The sequence below is a fragment of the Phycobacter sedimenti genome (genome assembly GCF_038148855.1).
In the GTDB taxonomy this organism is placed as follows: domain Bacteria; phylum Pseudomonadota; class Alphaproteobacteria; order Rhodobacterales; family Rhodobacteraceae; genus Phycobacter; species Phycobacter sedimenti.
The window spans coordinates 383193-399965 of record NZ_JBBVGR010000003.1 but is presented as its reverse complement, the minus strand read 5'-3'; the positions used below and the strand labels follow the sequence as shown (position 1 = coordinate 399965).

16 protein-coding genes are annotated in these 16773 nt (G+C 59.8%); 13 read left to right on the top strand and 3 right to left on the bottom strand.

The genetic code is table 11. The features are described 5' to 3' along the window. Window positions 1-27: 27 nt before the first annotated feature. The 5 genes from AADA15_RS07575 to AADA15_RS07555 all read left to right on the top strand — a co-directional run bounded on the left by AADA15_RS07575 (window position 28) and on the right by AADA15_RS07555 (window position 5563). On the top strand, window positions 28-1329 hold the full coding sequence (locus AADA15_RS07575; protein WP_341640935.1) for a flagellar hook protein FlgE: 1302 nt from the start codon (window positions 28-30) through the stop codon (window positions 1327-1329). A 45-nt stretch (window positions 1330-1374) separates the two neighbouring features. Then, on the top strand, window positions 1375-2820 hold the full coding sequence (flgK, locus tag AADA15_RS07570) for a flagellar hook-associated protein FlgK (protein ID WP_341640934.1): 1446 nt from the start codon (window positions 1375-1377) through the stop codon (window positions 2818-2820). Between the two features lie 3 nt (window positions 2821-2823). After that, complete coding sequence (locus AADA15_RS07565) at window positions 2824-3831, top strand: flagellin (protein ID WP_341640933.1); 1008 nt, start codon at window positions 2824-2826, stop codon at window positions 3829-3831. Further along, window positions 3828-4931: a flagellar basal body P-ring protein FlgI gene (locus AADA15_RS07560; protein WP_341640932.1), complete on the top strand. Its 1104-nt coding sequence runs from the start codon at window positions 3828-3830 to the stop codon at window positions 4929-4931. The genes AADA15_RS07565 and AADA15_RS07560 overlap by 4 nt, the downstream gene beginning before the upstream one ends. Before the next feature lie 230 nt (window positions 4932-5161). Then, the gene (locus AADA15_RS07555) at window positions 5162-5563 is read left to right on the top strand and encodes a hypothetical protein (RefSeq protein WP_341640931.1); all 402 of its coding nucleotides are present in this window, start codon (window positions 5162-5164) and stop codon (window positions 5561-5563) included. A 159-nt stretch (window positions 5564-5722) separates the two neighbouring features. Here AADA15_RS07555 and ubiB read toward each other — a convergent pair whose 3' ends face one another. Both ubiB and ubiE read right to left on the bottom strand, forming a co-directional pair. After that, the gene (ubiB, locus tag AADA15_RS07550) at window positions 5723-7252 is read right to left on the bottom strand and encodes a 2-polyprenylphenol 6-hydroxylase (RefSeq protein ID WP_341640930.1); all 1530 of its coding nucleotides are present in this window, start codon (window positions 7250-7252) and stop codon (window positions 5723-5725) included. 3 nt (window positions 7253-7255) lie between these two features. After that, the gene (gene ubiE / locus AADA15_RS07545) at window positions 7256-8008 is read right to left on the bottom strand and encodes a bifunctional demethylmenaquinone methyltransferase/2-methoxy-6-polyprenyl-1,4-benzoquinol methylase UbiE (protein WP_341640929.1); all 753 of its coding nucleotides are present in this window, start codon (window positions 8006-8008) and stop codon (window positions 7256-7258) included. A 107-nt stretch (window positions 8009-8115) separates the two neighbouring features. On the opposite strand from ubiE, the gene mutM reads away from it, so the two are divergent. From mutM to AADA15_RS07510, 7 genes are all read left to right on the top strand, one after another. Then, window positions 8116-8967, top strand: coding sequence for a bifunctional DNA-formamidopyrimidine glycosylase/DNA-(apurinic or apyrimidinic site) lyase (gene mutM / locus AADA15_RS07540; protein ID WP_341640928.1), 852 nt, complete (start codon window positions 8116-8118; stop codon window positions 8965-8967). A 64-nt stretch (window positions 8968-9031) separates the two neighbouring features. Further along, window positions 9032-9808 (top strand): acryloyl-CoA hydratase, encoded by a 777-nt coding sequence (gene acuK, locus AADA15_RS07535; RefSeq protein WP_341640927.1) that lies wholly within the window; start codon window positions 9032-9034, stop codon window positions 9806-9808. Window positions 9809-10038: 230 nt separating this feature from the next. Further along, a complete protein-coding gene (rpsT, locus tag AADA15_RS07530; protein ID WP_341640926.1) occupies window positions 10039-10302 on the top strand; it encodes a 30S ribosomal protein S20 in 264 nt (87 codons plus the stop codon). 541 nt (window positions 10303-10843) lie between these two features. After that, the gene (gene dnaA / locus AADA15_RS07525) at window positions 10844-12265 is read left to right on the top strand and encodes a chromosomal replication initiator protein DnaA (protein WP_341640925.1); all 1422 of its coding nucleotides are present in this window, start codon (window positions 10844-10846) and stop codon (window positions 12263-12265) included. A gap of 247 nt (window positions 12266-12512) precedes the next feature. Then, window positions 12513-13634, top strand: coding sequence for a DNA polymerase III subunit beta (gene dnaN, locus AADA15_RS07520; protein WP_341640924.1), 1122 nt, complete (start codon window positions 12513-12515; stop codon window positions 13632-13634). A 46-nt stretch (window positions 13635-13680) separates the two neighbouring features. Further along, window positions 13681-14781, top strand: a complete 1101-nt coding sequence (recF, locus tag AADA15_RS07515) for a DNA replication/repair protein RecF (RefSeq protein ID WP_341640923.1) — start codon at window positions 13681-13683, stop codon at window positions 14779-14781. Next, window positions 14778-15398 carry a LysE family translocator gene (locus AADA15_RS07510; protein ID WP_341640922.1) on the top strand — a complete coding sequence of 207 codons (621 nt, stop codon included), beginning with the start codon at window positions 14778-14780 and terminating at the stop codon, window positions 15396-15398. The genes recF and AADA15_RS07510 overlap by 4 nt, the downstream gene beginning before the upstream one ends. 8 nt (window positions 15399-15406) lie before the next feature. Here the strand turns inward: AADA15_RS07510 and AADA15_RS07505 are convergent, their stop codons facing one another. Beyond that, the gene (locus AADA15_RS07505) at window positions 15407-16000 is read right to left on the bottom strand and encodes a TetR/AcrR family transcriptional regulator (protein ID WP_341640921.1); all 594 of its coding nucleotides are present in this window, start codon (window positions 15998-16000) and stop codon (window positions 15407-15409) included. Between the two features lie 110 nt (window positions 16001-16110). On the opposite strand from AADA15_RS07505, the gene AADA15_RS07500 reads away from it, so the two are divergent. Further along, window positions 16111-16704 (top strand): NAD(P)H-dependent oxidoreductase, encoded by a 594-nt coding sequence (locus AADA15_RS07500; protein ID WP_341640920.1) that lies wholly within the window; start codon window positions 16111-16113, stop codon window positions 16702-16704. The last annotated feature ends 69 nt before the right edge of the window (window positions 16705-16773 follow it).

Below are 16773 nucleotides of genomic sequence, written 5' to 3'. Positions count from 1 at the left end.
GATTTTGAAGCAGCAGAAAGGCGTGCTATGACCATTTCTTCGTCGCTATATGCGGGTGTATCCGGGCTCGGTGCGAATGCCAGCCGTCTGGCCTCCATCTCCGACAATATCGCGAACTCCTCAACCGCAGGCTACAAGCGCGTCCAGACCGATTTTCATTCGGTCGTGATGTCCTCCTCAAAGGGGAGCTACAGCGCGGGCGGTGTGCGTACCACCAACGTGCGCCTGATCGACGAACGTGGTCCTCTGGTCACCACCGACAATCCAACCGATCTTGCGGTTCGCGGCAGCGGCTTCCTTCCTGTTGCAACAGTCGCCGACGTTGCCTCGGACAACGGTAACCCGCCCATGCGCCTGACCACGGCTGGGGAATTCAGCACCAACGAAGACGGATATCTTGCGACCGAATCCGGCTTGGTGCTTCTGGGTTGGAAAACGGATGCAAACGGAAACGTCATTGGCGGTGCCATTGACTCGACCGACGGCCTGGAGCCGGTTTACTTCAACCGAAACCAGCTGGTTGGTGAGCCGACGACCCAGATGCAGATCGGTGCCAACCTGCCATCGACCGAGACGGCTGCGGGTTCCAGTGGCGACAGTATCGAATTGCCGATCGAGTATTTCGACAATCTCGGGTCCTCTGAAACACTTACGCTCGAGTTTGTCCCAACGGTTCCCGCTACTGGAAAATCCAATGAGTGGACCATGATCATCACCGATACGGCAAGCGGTGGCGCCATTGTGGGCGAATACACGATGGTATTCGACGACAGCCGGACGGACGGCGGCAATCTGGCCTCGGTGGCGACAACCACAGGCGGTGCCTATGACCCTGCGACCGGAAACGTCATTGTGACCGTGGATGGTGGGCCGATTGAAATCAACATTGGTCTGATCGGCGAAAACGATGGTTTCACTCAGGTGTCTGACAAGTTCGCACCGGCAACCATCACCAAGGATGGTTCGACGGCCGGCAGCATGATCGGCGTCGATGTGGACGCCTCTGGCTATGTCACCGCGAACTACGACACCGGCGCCAGCCGTGTTCTCTACAAGATCCCGCTGGTGGACATGGCCAACCCGAACGGCATGGTGTCGATGGACTACCAGACCTACATTCCAACCTCCGAGAGCGGAGCCTTTTTCCTTTGGAATGCAGGCGAAGGTCCGACAGGTGAGGTTGCCTCTTATACACGAGAGGAATCCGCCACCGATGTCGCTGGCGAGCTGACCAACATGATCCAGACACAGCGCGCGTATTCTTCGAACGCGAAGGTGATCCAGACCGTCGATGAGATGCTGCAGGAAACTACCAACATCAAGCGTTAAGGCGCTGATGCACACTGAACGCGGCTTAGAAAGAGCAGGCTGATCATGTCAATTTCAAGTGCTATTAGTTCCGCCATGAGCGGGCTGAACGCTGCATCGCGGTCAACGCAAGTGGTGTCTGAGAACCTCGCGAATGCCCTGACACCAGGGTATTCGCGGCGAACGCTGGAGCTGAATTCAAACGCTTTTGCTCCGGGTGTGAGCATCGGTTCGGTCCAGCGTGTGGTCGATCCCGCGATCACTTCTGCCCGGCGCGATGCCCAATCTGAGCAGGCGGTGGCAGAGGTGCGCTCCTCGTTCTTTTCGCGCATGAGCTCACTGGTTGGCACGGTGGACGATGAAACATCGATCACATCGCAGATGGCCAACTTCGAAGGGGCAATGGTAGAGGCCATCTCCCGCCCCGACTCGACGCCGCGTCTCAACGATCTTTCCGTGAAAGCCGGTATGCTGGTTCGCTCCATCACCGATGCGGCGGAGGGGCTGAGGGAAATGCGGGTTCAGGCCGACAGCTCTATCGGAGTGCAGGTTGACCGCTTGAACTCTGCCTTGAAGGAAGTTGAAAAACTGAATGCCCGGATCGTTGTTGCGAATGCAAGTGGGGCCAATGTCTCGGCCATGCTCGATCAGCGCAGCATGCTTGTGGATGAAATCGGCGAGATGATCCCGGTCAATGTGATCCAGCGGGACATGGGCCGGATTGCACTCTACTCGGAAGGAGGTCAGGCGCTGATAGACGGCAAGGCGTCGGAGCTGAGCTTCTCTCCCAAGAGTGATATGCTTCCGCATATGACGATTGGCAACGGCTTGCTGTCCGGGCTTGAGATCAACGGACGCCCTGTGGATGTCCGCGTAAATGGTCCGCTCAGAGGGGGAACCCTCGTCACGCAATTCGAGATCCGTGATATCATCGCTGTAGAAGCACAGGATGACCTTGATGCGATTGCACGCGATCTCATCGAGCGGTTCCAGGATCCTGCCTTGGATGGGACGATCGGCGTGGCTGATGCCGGCATCTTCACCGATGAGGGCGCATTTTTCGACAATGCCAACACGCTAGGGATTTCCGGGCGCCTTGAACTCAACAATCTGGTCGCGATGGATGGTCAGGCCGAGACCTGGCGGTTCCGCGACGGCCTTTATGCGGCGACTCCCGGAGATCCGGGCGATGGCAGCCTGCTGAGTGGCTATGCTGATGCGCTGTCGGAGAGTCAAACCGTCTCGACGATCGGTCTTGGCACCGTCAGCGGGAGTGCAGCCACGCTGAGTTCGATCCTGTTGTCCCGCTTTGCGCGGGACGATGAAGCCTCTTCGATCACCTTGGCCTTTGCAGCGTCAAGCTACACCGAGATAGCACAGGTCGAGGCAGGCCTCGGAGTCGATACGGATGCCGAATTGCAGAACCTGATGCTGTTCGAAAAAGCCTATGGGGCCAATGCAAAGGTGCTGTCCGTCGTGGATGGCCTGATGGAAACTCTTCTGAGGATCTGATGAATGATTATTAAGTCCTATGGCGACATGGCGCAGCATATGTTCCTGCGCAGCCGGAATGCCGAACTGAAACAGAACATCGAGACTCTGTCAGGCGAGCTTGCAAGTGGAAAAGTCGCGAATATCACCAGCCGTTTGGGTGGGGATTTCACATACCTTTCCGATATCGAGACCACGCTGGCGCGCCTGGAAAGCCACATGATTGCGACCGGCGAAGCAAAGCTCTTTGCAACGGGTGTGCAGGGCAGCCTCGAGCGCCTTCAATCCAATGTCATCGATATGCGCGATGATGTTCTGGCCCTGACTTCGACGATGACAGCCACAGATGCAGAGCAGTTTGCCGCCCGCGGGCGGATCGAGTTGGACAACGCGATCAATACTCTGAACAGCTGGTCCGGCGGGCGAAGCCTGTTCTCGGGCACTGCGACGTCGACATCCCCGCTGAATGATGGGGACACTCTGATGACCGATCTGGTTGCCGAGGTCGGTGGTCTGACCACCAGTGCGGACATCATTCAGGCGGTCAAGGATTGGTTCGCGGATCCGGCCGGTTTTGATACCGTGATGTACCGGGGGTCGACAACGGACCTTTCGCCGGTTGAGGTGAGCGACGGTGAGCGTGTCTCGATTGGCTTGCGGGCCGATGATCCGGATCTCAAGCATTCGCTGCAGAGTTTTGCGATCGCAGCCCTGGTCGGTGAAAGCGCTTTGGGGCTGACCAATGAAGTCAAGGTCGAACTCGCAAGGGCTGTGGGTATGGAGCTGGCGAACAGCAACGAGAGCCTGGTCTCCAAACAGGCGGACATGGGTTTCATCGAAGGTCAGCTGGAGCGGGTCGAGGCACGTAACACGGCCACCGAAACAAGCCTCAGCATTGCCAAGAATAAACTGGTTTCGGCTGATCCCTATGAGGTCCACACCCGTTTGGAGGAAGCGCAGTTGCAGCTGGAAAGCCTCTACTCGGTCACCGCGCGCAGTGCACAGCTGTCATTGCTGAGGTACATGTCATGATGAAACTTTTGCGCCTTATGGTCGCTTGCCTGCTGTTCCCCGCCATGGCTCAGGCCAGTGCGATCCGTCTGAAAGACCTCGTGGAATTCGACGGCGTTCGCGGGAACGATCTGGTTGGATATGGCCTTGTGGTGGGGCTGGACGGTACCGGGGACGGGCTGCGCAACTCCCCGTTCACCGAGGAGATCATGTCCAACATCCTGGAGCGGCTGGGGGTCAACGTGGCGGGCGAGCAGTTCCGTCCCAAGAACGTTGCTGCCGTTTTCGTAACGGCCACCTTGCCCCCCTTTGCACGGGTTGGGGGCAACGTTGACGTGACGGTTTCTGCCATTGGCGACTCAAGTAGTCTAATGGGCGGGACGCTGATCATGACGCCGCTGAATGCGGCGGATGGTCAGATCTATGCCGTGGCGCAGGGCACGATCCTGGCCGGCGGAGCCGTTGCCGAAGGAGAGGCCGCGACCGTGACGCAAGGCGTTCCGACCTCCGGCGTCATCCCGTCTGGTGGCCGGGTTGAACGAGAGATCGATTTCGATCTGTCGTCATTGTCGTCCATGCGGCTGGCGCTGCGTGAGCCCGATTTTACCACGGCAGGCCGTATCGAACGCGCTATCAACGCGGAATTCGGGCGCAGCGTTGCTCTGATGCGTGATTCCGGCACTGTCGAAGTGGATATCCAGCGCACCAACGCGCGTTCGACGGCCCACGCGGTTGGCCGGATCGAGAACATCCTGGTCGAACCCCAGCGCAAGGCGCGCGTGGTCGTGGATCAGGCCTCCGGAACCATCGTGATGGGTAGCGATGTGCGTATCTCCCGCGTCGCGGTGGCCCAGGGCAATCTGACGCTTCGTGTGGAAGAGACCCCGCTGGTGGTGCAACCGAACCCCTTTGGCGAAGGTCAGACGGTGGTCGTGCCCCGCACCGGCGCCGCCATCGAGGAAGAGGAAGGCATACAACTGGCCGAAGTGCCCGAAAGCACCTCTTTGTCCGAGGTCGTGGCGGGTCTCAACGCGCTGGGCGTGTCGCCGCGGGACATGATCGATATCCTGAAAAGCCTGAAGGCAGCCGGCGCCCTGCACGCGGAGTTCGTCGTACGCTAAAGCCTGACAAAGTACATCTGAAAAGCCCGGACCGCTCGTGCGGTCCGGGCTTTTCCCTTGGCCGTGTCAACAAAGCGCTTTGGTCCGCTTTGAGCCCAAAGTGCTTGATGCTGCACACTGAACTAGAGTCCGCTTTTGCGATTACAGTTCAAGTCTATTTTTGACCTGAGTAGGCCGAAATATTAAACTGAAGGTCTGAGGAACTAGCAGAGAAAGCCGGAAAGCTTGTTATGGTAATGCTTCTTGAAGTTGAAGGAAAAAGGGCTGAGCAAGTTAGAGAGTTCGAGAAAGTCAAAGCTGCTTTGAGAGAACTTGAGAGCTTTGGGCCACATTCTTATGCCAGCTTAACCCGCCAAGATGGTTCTTATGTTCAAGTGGCCGGTGGCAAAGAGAAATGTCTCATCGTAAAGCGGGATTTTGGAGACAAGAAGCACTACCGTGCCAGTTTCGCGATGCCCGAAACATCATTGGGTCAAAAACAAGTCATAGAATGCGGGGCGGGTCACATTACAGTGCTCGCCAACGAGGTTTTTTCCATTGAAGATGTGGTTTCCGTTTGGCGCTCGTTTTTCCAAGGCGAACCATTTCCCGGTAGTATCCAGTGGAATGACATGACTGGAGTATTACGATAGCGCCAAACTGAGCCCCTAATCATTGCAGCCATTGGCGCAGCTGCAGCGAAAGCTCACTTTGTCCGCAAAGCGGACTCGCAGGGTAAAGGCGCCAACCGCCATGGGCTACGAGGCTGCGCCTTCAGTTTGACCCACGCAAAACCGTTTCGCTATGTGTCTTCAAAGCACAAGCGCTATCAGCCCCACACACAGCCCACCTGCACAGGCTCCAATCATTGCCGGGGCAAGCCAGCCCCAGGAACCGCGCTTCTGTGTCTCGCCGCCTTGCACCTGGGCAATCAGGGCGCGTTCTACCAGCGCGGGCAGGCGGGGGCCGAAGCGGGCCATGACCTGCGCCGTGCTGATCAGATCCGAGGCCACGGCGCGCGGGCCGATGGATTGCTTGATGTAATCCTCCACAACGGGGCGGGCCGCTTCCCATATGTTGATGTGGGGATCCAGCGAGCGCGCGACGCCCTCGACCACCACCATGGTGCGCTGCAACAGGATCAGCTCGGTCCGGGTTTCCATGCCAAAGCGCTCGGTCACCTCAAAGAGGTAATTTAGCAGCCGCCCCATCGAGATATGGCTGGCGTCCATGCCAAAGATCGGCTCTCCCACGGCGCGCAGGGCACGGGCGAATTCGTCCACATCGCGGTCGGCGGGCACATAGCCGGCCTCGAAATGCACTTCGGCCACGCGTTTGTAATCGCGTTTGATGAAACCAAACAGGATCTCGGCGTAGACCCGGCGGGTATATTCGTCGATATGGCCCATGATTCCGAAATCATAGGCGATGATGTCGCCGTTGGCGGCGACCTTCAGGTTGCCCTGATGCATGTCGGCATGGAAGAACCCATCGCGCAGGGCATGACGCAGGAAGAGGGTCAATACCCGTTCGCCCAGCTCCTGACGGTTGTGACCTGCCGCATCCAGCGCATCATTGTCGCCCAGCGGCAGCCCGTCCGCCCAGCCCAGCGTCATAACCCGGCGGGCCGAGTGGTTCCATTTGATCTGCGGCAGGGTGAAGCCTTCGTCCTGCCCGGTGTTGGCGGCAAATTCCGAGGCGGCCGCGCTTTCAAGCCGCAGGTCCAGCTCGCCCTTTACCACACCGTCAAAGTGTTCGATCACATCCATCGGCCGCAGGCGCCGCGCGCCGGGCGCAAAGAGATCCACGATGCGCGCGGCAAAGTAGAAGGCGTCCACATCCTTGTTGAAGGCGCGCTCGATACCGGGGCGCAGCACCTTTACGGCGACATCTTCGCCCGTATCGGCCAGCCGCGCGCGATGCACCTGCGCGATGGAGGCGGCGGCGATGGGTTCGCTGAACTCGGAGAACACTTCCTCCACCGGACGGCCCAGTTCCTTTTCCACCTCGGCCATGGCGGTCTCGCGCGGGAAGGGGGGCAGCTTGTCCTGCAACACGCGCAGCTGCTGGGCCAGATCGTCGCCCACAACATCGGGGCGGGTGGACAGGACCTGCCCGAACTTGATGTAGGCCGGTCCCAGCGCGGTCAGGGCGCGGGTGGCGGGCGGCATATTGGGGTCGCCCTTGTAGCCCAGCCACTTGAACGGCCAGGCCAGGGTGCGCGCCAGGATACGCAGGGGTCTGGGCGCCTCAAAGGCATCCAGCACCACGTTCATGGCGCCGGTACGCTCCAGCGTGGCGCCTGTGCGGATCAGGCGGATGATGTTGTGGGGGCCGCGCATGGCTCAGATCTTCCAGCCGGAGTGCAGCGCCGCGATGCCCATGGACAGGTTCCGGTACTTGGCATTGGCAAAGCCTGAGTCCCTGACCATCTGCAGAAAGGTCTCCTGGTCGGGGAAGTTGCGGATCGATTCCACCAGATACTGGTAACTGTCGTAGTCATTGGCGATCAGTTTCCCCATGCGGGGGATCACGTTGAAGCTGTAGAGGTCATAGAGCTTCTGCATCCCCTCGTTCGGAAGCTGCGAGAACTCCAGCACCATCAGGCGGCCACCGGGTTTCAGCACGCGGTAGGCTTCCTCCAGCGCCTTTTGCGGGCGGGTGACGTTCCGAATGCCAAAGGAGATCGTATAGACATCAAAGGTATTGTCCTTGAAGGGCAGCGCCATGGCATCGCCTGTAACCCAGTCGAGGCTGTCGGCCATCTGCGCGGCCTCGGCCCTCTTGCGGCCCTCTTCCAGCATGGGCCGGGTCAGGTCCAGCACGGTGGAATGGCCATGGCCTGCGCGTTTCAGGAAGCGGAAGGAAATATCGCCGGTGCCGCCCGCCACATCCAGCAGACGCTGACCGGGGCGCGGCGCCAGCCAGTCCATCATCGCATCCTTCCAGATGCGGTGGATGCCGACGCTCATCACATCGTTCATCACGTCGTATTTCGAGGCGACAGAGTTGAACACACCCTGCACGCGGCCTGCCTTTTCCCCTTCGGGTACGGTTTCGAATCCGAAATGGGTGGTGCTATCGTTCGTATCGTTCATGCGGCTTGCCGTTTTCCTTGCTTCGCTCCAGTTATAGGGCGCTGAGGGATGGGCACAATGCGGCCCGTGGGCCAAATATGCGTCTATCGGGTGTCAGGAGCGATGTAATGCCAGAATTGCCAGAGGTCGAGACGGTGCGCCAAGGTTTGGCACCTGCGATGGAGGGTGCGGTGATCACGCGGGCGGCGGTGAACCGACCAGATCTGCGCTGGCCCTTCCCCGACCGCATGGCCGAGCGGCTGACCGGCGCGCGTGTGAATGGGCTGAGGCGGCGGTCGAAATACATCCTGGCGGATCTGGACACGGGCGAGACGCTGCTTGTTCATCTGGGCATGTCAGGCCGCATGACGGTCTCGGGTGATCCTCTGGGGCGGTTCGTGCATGAGCATCCGCAGGCGGAAAAGCATGACCATGTGGTGCTGGACATGGACAATGGCGCCCGCATCACCTTCAACGATCCGCGCCGGTTCGGGGCGATGGACCTCTTGAACACGGTGACGGCCGAGCAGCACAAACTGCTGGCCGTGCTGGGACCGGAGCCTTTGGGTAATGACTTTCACGAAGAGCACCTGATTGCGGCCTTCAAGGGGCGCAATACACCGGTGAAATCCGCATTACTTGATCAGGGAATCATCGCTGGACTTGGTAACATTTACGTCTGCGAGGCTTTGTTCCGCGCCGGGATTTCGCCCAAAAGAAAGGCAGGTCAGATTGCCGCGCCGCGCGTGGCTGCGCTGGTGCCGATCATTCGCACGGTTCTGGAAGACGCCATCAGGGCAGGGGGATCCTCGCTCAAGGATTTTCGCCAAGCCAATGGAGAGCTTGGGTATTTCCAGCATACTTTCGATGCATATGGCCGCGAGGGAGAACCGTGCAGACGTGAGGGCTGCAAGGGAACCATTGCGAGAATCACCCAATCGGGACGATCATCTTTCTACTGTGGCAAGTGCCAAAGATAGCTTGAACGAGATATGTCTCGTGATAATGACTCGTTTTTGAACGGAACAACTGAAAGCGATACCCATGGCCTATGAGACGATCAACGTCGAAGTGAAGGACCACGTTTGCCTCATCAAGCTGAACCGACCCGAAGCGTTGAACGCGCTCAATCAAGAGCTGCTGAACGAACTCTGCGATGCCTTGGATGAGGCGGATGCCAGCGACAAGGTGCGCTGCATCGTGTTGACCGGCTCGGAAAAGGCCTTTGCCGCGGGCGCCGACATCAAGGAGATGTCGGAGATGACCTTCACCGAGGTCTTCTCGACCAATCTCTTCGCTTTCGTGAATGACCGCATCGAAGCCATCCGTAAGCCGATCATCGCGGCTGTGTCCGGCTACGCGCTGGGCGGTGGCTGCGAACTGGCGATGCTGTGCGATTTCATCATTGCGGGTGACAATGCCAAGTTCGGCCAGCCCGAGATCAATCTGGGTGTCATCGCAGGGATCGGCGGGACTCAGCGTCTGACGCGCTTTGTGGGCAAATCCAAATCCATGGACATGAACCTTACCGGCCGTTTCATGACTGCCGAAGAGGCGGAGCGTGCGGGCCTGGTGTCACGCGTGGTCCCGGCCAAGAAGCTGATGGAAGAGGCGATGGCCGCAGCGCAGAAAATCGCCGAGAAATCCCTCCTGACCGCGATGGCCGTCAAGGAAACGGTGAACCGCTCTTACGAGATGCCGCTGAGCGAAGGCATGCTGTTCGAGCGCCGGGTGTTTCACTCCATGTTCGCGACGGAAGATCAGAAGGAAGGCATGGCCGCCTTCCTGGAAAAGCGCGAAGCGCAGTTCCGCGACAAGTAATCAACGCGAGATCATATCGAATAGGGAAGGGCAGGCTGGACCTGCCCTTTTTCGTGGCAAAGGGGCGCCTTTTGCATTGGCCTTGCCAAGGATGGCCCATCTCTGTATAGACCGCCGTCATACATGCGCGTGCAGCCCGCCTAGGCTAGAATCACACCGGTGAACTGATCCGGGTCCGGCTGGCATTGCGCCTATTGAACAACACGAACCCGATACAAAGGTCAGACACCATGGCAAATTCGCCCCAGGCAAAAAAGCGCGCCCGTCAGAACGAGAAACGCTTTGCCGTTAACAAAGCCCGTCGTTCGCGCATCCGCACCTTCCTGCGTAAAGTCGAAGAAGCAATCGCATCCGGCGACAAGGAAGCCGCAACCGCAGCTCTGCGCGTCGCTCAGCCGGAACTGATGCGCGGTGTGACCAAGGGCGTCTACCACAAGAACACCGCATCGCGCAAAATCTCGCGCCTTGCCGCTCGTGTAAAAGCACTGGGCTGATTCCAAATGGAATTGAAGCGGCCCCTTGGGCAGGCTTCTGTTTCAGGCGTCGCGTTTCGCGGCGCCTTTCTTTTGCTCTCAAGCTGAGCCGGTGCTGCAGGTGCGAGAGATTCTTTGCGGCCAAAGCATGAGTCAACATCATAGTTTCGTTGCTGCTTGCCCTCACAAATTGCTACCACTAATTCAGCGATTCACTCGCTGGGGGACAGGCTGCTCGCAATGATCTTAACGGGCATTAAGATCATTTCGTAGTGTACCGGGACGCAGGCCAAATGGCACTGCGCTTCGATACACGAGCTGTGCAGACGCAATCTGCACGAAGTCCTGTTTTGATATTGGTGCATATCGACTCAACGCATTTTTGCGGCGGTCGAAGGATTTTGTATTGTGCATGATCCCTGCCGCCCGTTTCGGGTTTTGCGGCCGGTTTATCTGGCCCGCACCGATGGCCCTGCGTGTGAACGCGCCTCCGGACAGGGGGGCATGATGAAACGATAGGTCGAACAAGGGCCGCTGCTATTGGGGATGCGTGAGGCGCAGCATGACGGAAGAAAAATGGGGACAGCTCAGAAAAAGACTGCTCAAGACGGTCGGTCAGAACAACTTCACCACCTGGATCGAGCCGCTTGAATTCAGCGCACTCGAAGAGGGGGTCGCGGTATTCCATGTGCCGACGAACTTCATGGGGAACTACGTTAGCCAGAACTTTGCGGATCTGATTCTGCATGAGTTGAGCCTGTCGGGAGAGCCCGTGCAGCGTCTGGCATTCAAGGTGCCTGCGAATTCGCCCGTGCGCCCCGTGCGCCAGGTCGAGCATGCTGCGGAGCCTTTTGCGGAACTGTCGTCCGAGGCGCGCATGGATGAGGATGCTGAAGCCCTGTCCAGTGTGGCCGCCGCTGCGTCCCGTGACGGGCTGGATATGATTCCTGCCGCCCCGCTCGATCCGCGTTTCACCTTCGACAGCTTTGTTGTGGGCAAGCCGAACGAGTTGGCTCATGCCGCCGCACGGCGCGTCGCCGAAGGCGGCCCCGTGACCTTCAACCCGCTGGTGCTATATGGCGGCGTCGGCCTTGGTAAGACCCACCTGATGCACGCCATCGCCTGGGAGCTGAAAGAGCAGAATCCGCATCTGAACGTTCTTTATCTGTCGGCAGAGCAGTTCATGTACCGTTTTGTGCAGGCCCTGCGCGAGCGCAAGATGATGGACTTCAAGCACCTGTTCCGCTCGGTCGATGTGCTGATGGTGGATGACGTGCAATTCATCGCCGGCAAGGACTCCACCCAGGAAGAATTCTTCCACACCTTCAACGCTTTGGTGGATCAGAACAAGCAGATCATCATCTCTGCCGACCGCGCGCCGGGTGAGATCAAGGACCTTGAGGACCGCGTGAAATCGCGCCTGCAGTGTGGTCTGGTTGTCGATCTGCACCCCACCGATTACGAGCTGCGCCTTGGTATTCTGCAGACCAAGGTTCAGCAGCACCGGGCGACCTACCCGGAGCTGGAAATCGCCGATGGAGTGCTCGAATTTCTGGCCCACCGCATTTCGACCAACGTTCGTGTTCTTGAAGGGGCCTTGACCCGCCTTTTCGCCTTTGCCTCGCTCGTGGGACGTGAGATCGACATGGATCTGACCCAGGACTGCCTTGCCGATGTGCTGCGCGCCTCGGAGCGCAAGATCACCGTCGAAGAGATCCAGCGCAAGGTCTCGGAATACTACAACATCCGCATGTCCGATATTATCGGCCCAAAGCGTTTGCGCTCTTACGCACGTCCGCGTCAGGTGGCGATGTATCTGTGCAAACAGCTGACCAGCCGGTCCCTGCCCGAGATTGGCCGCCGGTTTGGCGGTCGGGACCACACAACCGTGATGCATGGCGTCAAACGGATCGAAGAGCTGAAAACCACGGATGGGCAGATCGCCGAAGACGTTGAGATGCTGCGCCGCGCGCTTGAAGCGTGATCTGGCGCGACCATTGAACCAGCAACGGGCCTCGGGATGACCGGGGCCTTTTTTCTTCTGGCGATCCGGGTTTTCTGGGTGTCTGCAGGCAACGCTGGGCGCCGTTCTGAGGCGCTGGGGCCACAGGCCCCTTGACGCTGCCTGCAAACCCTTGGAGAACTCGATAAAAAGCCTTGTATGGCAGGGGTAACACGCTAATTTGCTGGTCCCGGCCAGTGCCTGAGGCAAGACAAAAAGGACAAGGGACATGAAGATCAGCATCGAACGCGGCACGCTTCTCAAGGCCGTTGCCCAGGCGCAGTCGGTTGTCGAGCGCCGCAACACCATTCCGATTCTGGCCAACGTGCTGATCGAGGCTGAGGGCGATACTGCGCAGTTTCGGGCCACCGATCTTGACATCGAGGTGGTCGACAAGGCTGCCGCGCAGGTTGAACGTGCCGGTGCCACCACTGTTGCCGCCACCACCCTGCATGAAATCGTCCGCAAGCTGCCCGATGGCGCGCTGGTCACGCTGACCGCCGATGCGGCCACGGGCCGCCTGACGGTTGAAGCGGGGCGGTCGAACTTCTCGTTGGCGACCCTGCCGCGCGAGGATTTCCCTGTGATGGCCTCGTCCGAGTATCACTCGAACTTCACCGCAAATGCGGCCATGCTGCGGCGGCTGTTCGACAAGTCGAAATTCGCAATCTCCACTGAGGAGACACGCTATTACCTGAACGGTGTCTACATGCATGTGGCCACCGGCTCCGAGGGCGGCAAGGTGCTGCGCTGCGTGGCGACCGACGGGCACCGTCTGGCGCGGATCGATGCGCCGCTGCCGATGGGCGCCGAGGACATGCCCGGCGTGATCGTGCCGCGCAAGACCGTGGGCGAGCTGCGCAAGCTGCTCGATGATGACGAGATGGACATCGCGGTTTCGGTTTCGGAAACCAAGGTGCGCTTTGCCACGCCGAATATCACCCTGACCTCCAAGGTGATCGACGGAACCTTCCCCGATTACACCCGCGTTATTCCCATGGGCAACACGCGCCGCCTGGAGGTGGATGCGGCCGAATTCGCCAAGGCGGTGGACCGGGTTGCGACGGTGTCCTCGGAACGCTCGCGTGCGGTCAAGTTGCAGCTCGAAGAAGATCGCCTGACCCTGTCGGTCAACGCCCCTGACAGCGGCGCCGCCGAGGAAGAACTGGCCGTGGCCTACAGCGATGAGCGGCTCGAGATTGGTTTCAACGCCAAGTATCTCTTGGAAATTGCCAGCCAAGTGGACCGTGAGAACGCCGTCTTCATGTTCAACTCATCCGGCGATCCGACGTTGATGCGCGAAGGCAACGACGAAAGCGCCGTCTATGTCGTCATGCCGATGCGCGTCTGAGCCCTCGCCAATCGGCGCAGTCCACATCAGGAAAGGGGCGCCCTAAGTGCTTGCCCTGACAGAGTTGACCATGTCCCATTTCCGCTCGCATCTGCGGGCGGAAATGCATTTGGACGGGCGGCCCGTGGCGCTGTTCGGCCCGAATGGGGCGGGCAAGACCAACATCCTGGAGGCGGTATCGCTGTTCTCTCCCGGCCGGGGGCTGCGCCGCGCCAGCGCGGCCGAGATGACGCGCCGCCCCGAGGCGCTGGGGTGGAAACTGAAGGCGGTGCTGCAGGCGCCTGATCAGGCCTATGAGGTGGAAACCTGGTCCGAAGGCGGCAATGCGCGGCAGGTGCGGATTGACAACAAGGCCTCGAACCAGATTGCGCTGGGGCAGATCTGCCGCATGGTCTGGCTGATCCCCGCGATGGACCGGCTCTGGATCGAAGCTGCCGAAGGGCGCCGCCGGTTTCTGGACCGGATCGTTCTCAGCTTTGAGCCTTCCCATGCCGAGGCGACTCTGGTTTTTGAAAAGGCAATGCGCGAACGCAATCGGCTGCTGAAGGATCAGAACCGCGATCCGGCCTGGTACAAGGTTCTGGAGCGGCAGATGGCCGAGACAGGCCATAGGATCAATGCGGCCAGGGTCGCGGCGGTATCCCTTTTGCAAGAGGCGCAAGGACAGGCTGAAACCGCCTTTCCCGTGGCCGAGCTGGAACTGATCCAGAGCGAAGGCAGCATGCCGGACAATGAGGGTGACCTGCGTGAGGCGCTGGCCGAAAGCCGGTTCCGTGATCTGGCGGCGGGACGCACTTTGGTCGGGCCCCATCGCACCGATCTGATCGGCACCTATGCCGCCAAGGGCGTTCCGGCCCGCGATTGTTCCACCGGCGAGCAGAAGGCGCTGCTCGTTTCGCTGATCTTGGCCAATGCCCGGGCGCTGGCAGCCCGCGAAGGGGCACCGCCTATCGTGCTGCTGGATGAGGTCGCGGCCCATCTGGATGCGGCCCGCCGCGCTGCCCTTTATGACGAGATCTGTGCGCTTGGTGCGCAGGCCTGGATGACGGGCACCGAGGCGGAGCTTTTTGCAGAGATGGGCGCCCGCGCCCAGATGTTTGAAATTACCGATACGGGCGATGGCTCGATCATTGAGAACCGATCATGAGTCTGTCAGCGTGGGATCTTGTCCTTTATGCCGGAGCGCTCTTTGTGCTGTTCCTGACGCCGGGGCCGGTTTGGCTTGCACTGGTGGCGCGGGCCATCTCCGGCGGATTCCAGTCGGCATGGCCGCTGGCGCTGGGGGTGGCGTGCGGGGACATCCTGTGGCCGCTGGTGGCGGTGGCGGGGATGTCCTGGCTGGTCTCGGAGTTCGCAGGGATCATGACGGCCCTGCGCTGGATGGCCTGCCTGATGTTCTTGTTCATGGGGATCACCCTGATCCGTCACGCAGGTGTGCGCATTCAGGAAAACAGCGCGCTGCTGAGGCCCGGAACCTGGGCCGGCTTCATGGCCGGCATCGCGGTGATCCTCGGCAATCCCAAGGCGATCCTTTTCTACATGGGGCTACTGCCGGGCTTCTTTGACCTTACGGCACTTACTTCGGTCGATGTGGCTGCAATCGTGACGCTGTCCTTCATGGTGCCGCTTTTGGGCAATCTGGTACTGGCGGCGCTGGTCCACCGCGTGCGGGCGCTCCTGTCGTCGGCTCAGGCGCTCAAGCGCGTGAACACGGTCTCTGGCGCCTTGCTGATCTGTGTCGGGCTGATCATTCCTTTCTCGTGACGGCGCGATCAGGCAGGCGGTGCCAGCCAGGCCTCGAGGAAGGGGCGTAAAGCCTCGAGCGGGGTCGCGGTGTTCGGGCTGGACATGCAGAACCAGATGGCGATCACCTGATTGAGGAAGGCCTGTATCCCCTCTGCCAGAAAATCGGGGGGGCAATCGCTGCGCACCTTTCCTGTCTTTTGCAGCGCGGCGATCCATGCCGCCCAGATGCCGATCTGCCGGTAAAAGCTTTCGGTGATGACCGCGTCCGTTTCCGTGCCGGTCGAGCCCGAATAGCGCAGCAGAAGGTCAAAGATCACCCGATCCCCCGCGACATAGTCGAGCAGGGGGGCAAGGCGCTGGAGCAGCGCTTCGCGGCTGTCCGGGGTGCCTGCCGCCTCCATCTCGTCGAGGAAGCGCATCACCTCGGCGCCAATCAGAACTGCCAAGAGGCCGTCCTTGTCACGGAAGTGGGAAAACAGCGTTCCCTTGGCCACGCCCGCGCCCGTTACGACATCTTCGACCTTCAGGGCGCTGTAGCCTTGCGCGGCGACCAGCTCCGCCGTGACCTCCAGCAGTTTGGCACGGGTTTCGAGGCGTCGTTTCTGCGGTTGTCGTGACATGTGCTGTCCTCGTTCAAAAATATTTGACCTCGGTCAATTTAATTATTGACCGCGGTCATTTTGTGGGTCATTAAAGTGACCAAGGTCAATTTAGTTGTAGGAAGTGTAAAATGTCCACCAAGAAAATCATCATCCTGAACGGTCACCCCGGCGACAGTTCCCTGTCGAAATCCCTGTGCGATACTTACGCGGCCTCGGCCAAGGCGAAGGGGCACGAGGTGCGCTATCATGACATATCCGCCATGGAGTTTGACATGGATTACGGGCAGGGCGGCTATAGCAACCCCAAGCCGCTGGAGCCTGACCTGGAGGCCTTTCTTTCGGATCTGGAGTGGGCCGATCACGTGGTGGTCGCAACGCCGCTATGGTGGGGGGCAATTCCGGCCAAGTTGAAGGGCATATTTGACCGGGCGCTCTTGCCGGGGCGGACTTTCGACACACGCAACCCGAACATGTTTGGCGTTCCCGCTCCGATGCTGACCGGCAAGACGGCGCGCGTTTTGCTGACCTCGGACACGCCGCCGCTGTTTCTGCGGCTTATGTACAGCAATGCGATCAAAAAGATCATCAGCCGCCAGATCCTCGGCTTTGTGGGGGTGAAACCCACTCGCTTTACCTCTTTTGCGCCGGCAACGGATGCCGGGGCCAGGAAGGTCGAAGGCTGGCTGCAAAAAGTCGCCGGTTTGGGGGCAAAAGCAGCCTGATCACCCCAAGAAAAAGGGGTGCGTGCGCGTGACATTCCCCCCTGGACTGCGTATAAAATCCGAAAGCAA

Coding starts and splice junctions, on each gene's coding strand:
- ubiE (WP_341640929.1), bottom strand. CDS start 8,008: ATGAACGATACGAACGATAGCACCACCCATTTCGGATTCGAAACCGTA.
- AADA15_RS07505 (WP_341640921.1), bottom strand. CDS start 16,000: ATGTCACGACAACCGCAGAAACGACGCCTCGAAACCCGTGCCAAACTG.
- dnaA (WP_341640925.1), top strand. CDS start 10,844: ATGACGGAAGAAAAATGGGGACAGCTCAGAAAAAGACTGCTCAAGACG.
- AADA15_RS07565 (WP_341640933.1), top strand. CDS start 2,824: ATGATTATTAAGTCCTATGGCGACATGGCGCAGCATATGTTCCTGCGC.
- AADA15_RS07575 (WP_341640935.1), top strand. CDS start 28: ATGACCATTTCTTCGTCGCTATATGCGGGTGTATCCGGGCTCGGTGCG.
- flgK (WP_341640934.1), top strand. CDS start 1,375: ATGTCAATTTCAAGTGCTATTAGTTCCGCCATGAGCGGGCTGAACGCT.
- rpsT (WP_341640926.1), top strand. CDS start 10,039: ATGGCAAATTCGCCCCAGGCAAAAAAGCGCGCCCGTCAGAACGAGAAA.
- AADA15_RS07510 (WP_341640922.1), top strand. CDS start 14,778: ATGAGTCTGTCAGCGTGGGATCTTGTCCTTTATGCCGGAGCGCTCTTT.
- ubiB (WP_341640930.1), bottom strand. CDS start 7,252: ATGCGCGGCCCCCACAACATCATCCGCCTGATCCGCACAGGCGCCACG.
- AADA15_RS07560 (WP_341640932.1), top strand. CDS start 3,828: ATGATGAAACTTTTGCGCCTTATGGTCGCTTGCCTGCTGTTCCCCGCC.
- acuK (WP_341640927.1), top strand. CDS start 9,032: ATGGCCTATGAGACGATCAACGTCGAAGTGAAGGACCACGTTTGCCTC.
- AADA15_RS07555 (WP_341640931.1), top strand. CDS start 5,162: ATGGTAATGCTTCTTGAAGTTGAAGGAAAAAGGGCTGAGCAAGTTAGA.
- mutM (WP_341640928.1), top strand. CDS start 8,116: ATGCCAGAATTGCCAGAGGTCGAGACGGTGCGCCAAGGTTTGGCACCT.
- AADA15_RS07500 (WP_341640920.1), top strand. CDS start 16,111: ATGTCCACCAAGAAAATCATCATCCTGAACGGTCACCCCGGCGACAGT.
- dnaN (WP_341640924.1), top strand. CDS start 12,513: ATGAAGATCAGCATCGAACGCGGCACGCTTCTCAAGGCCGTTGCCCAG.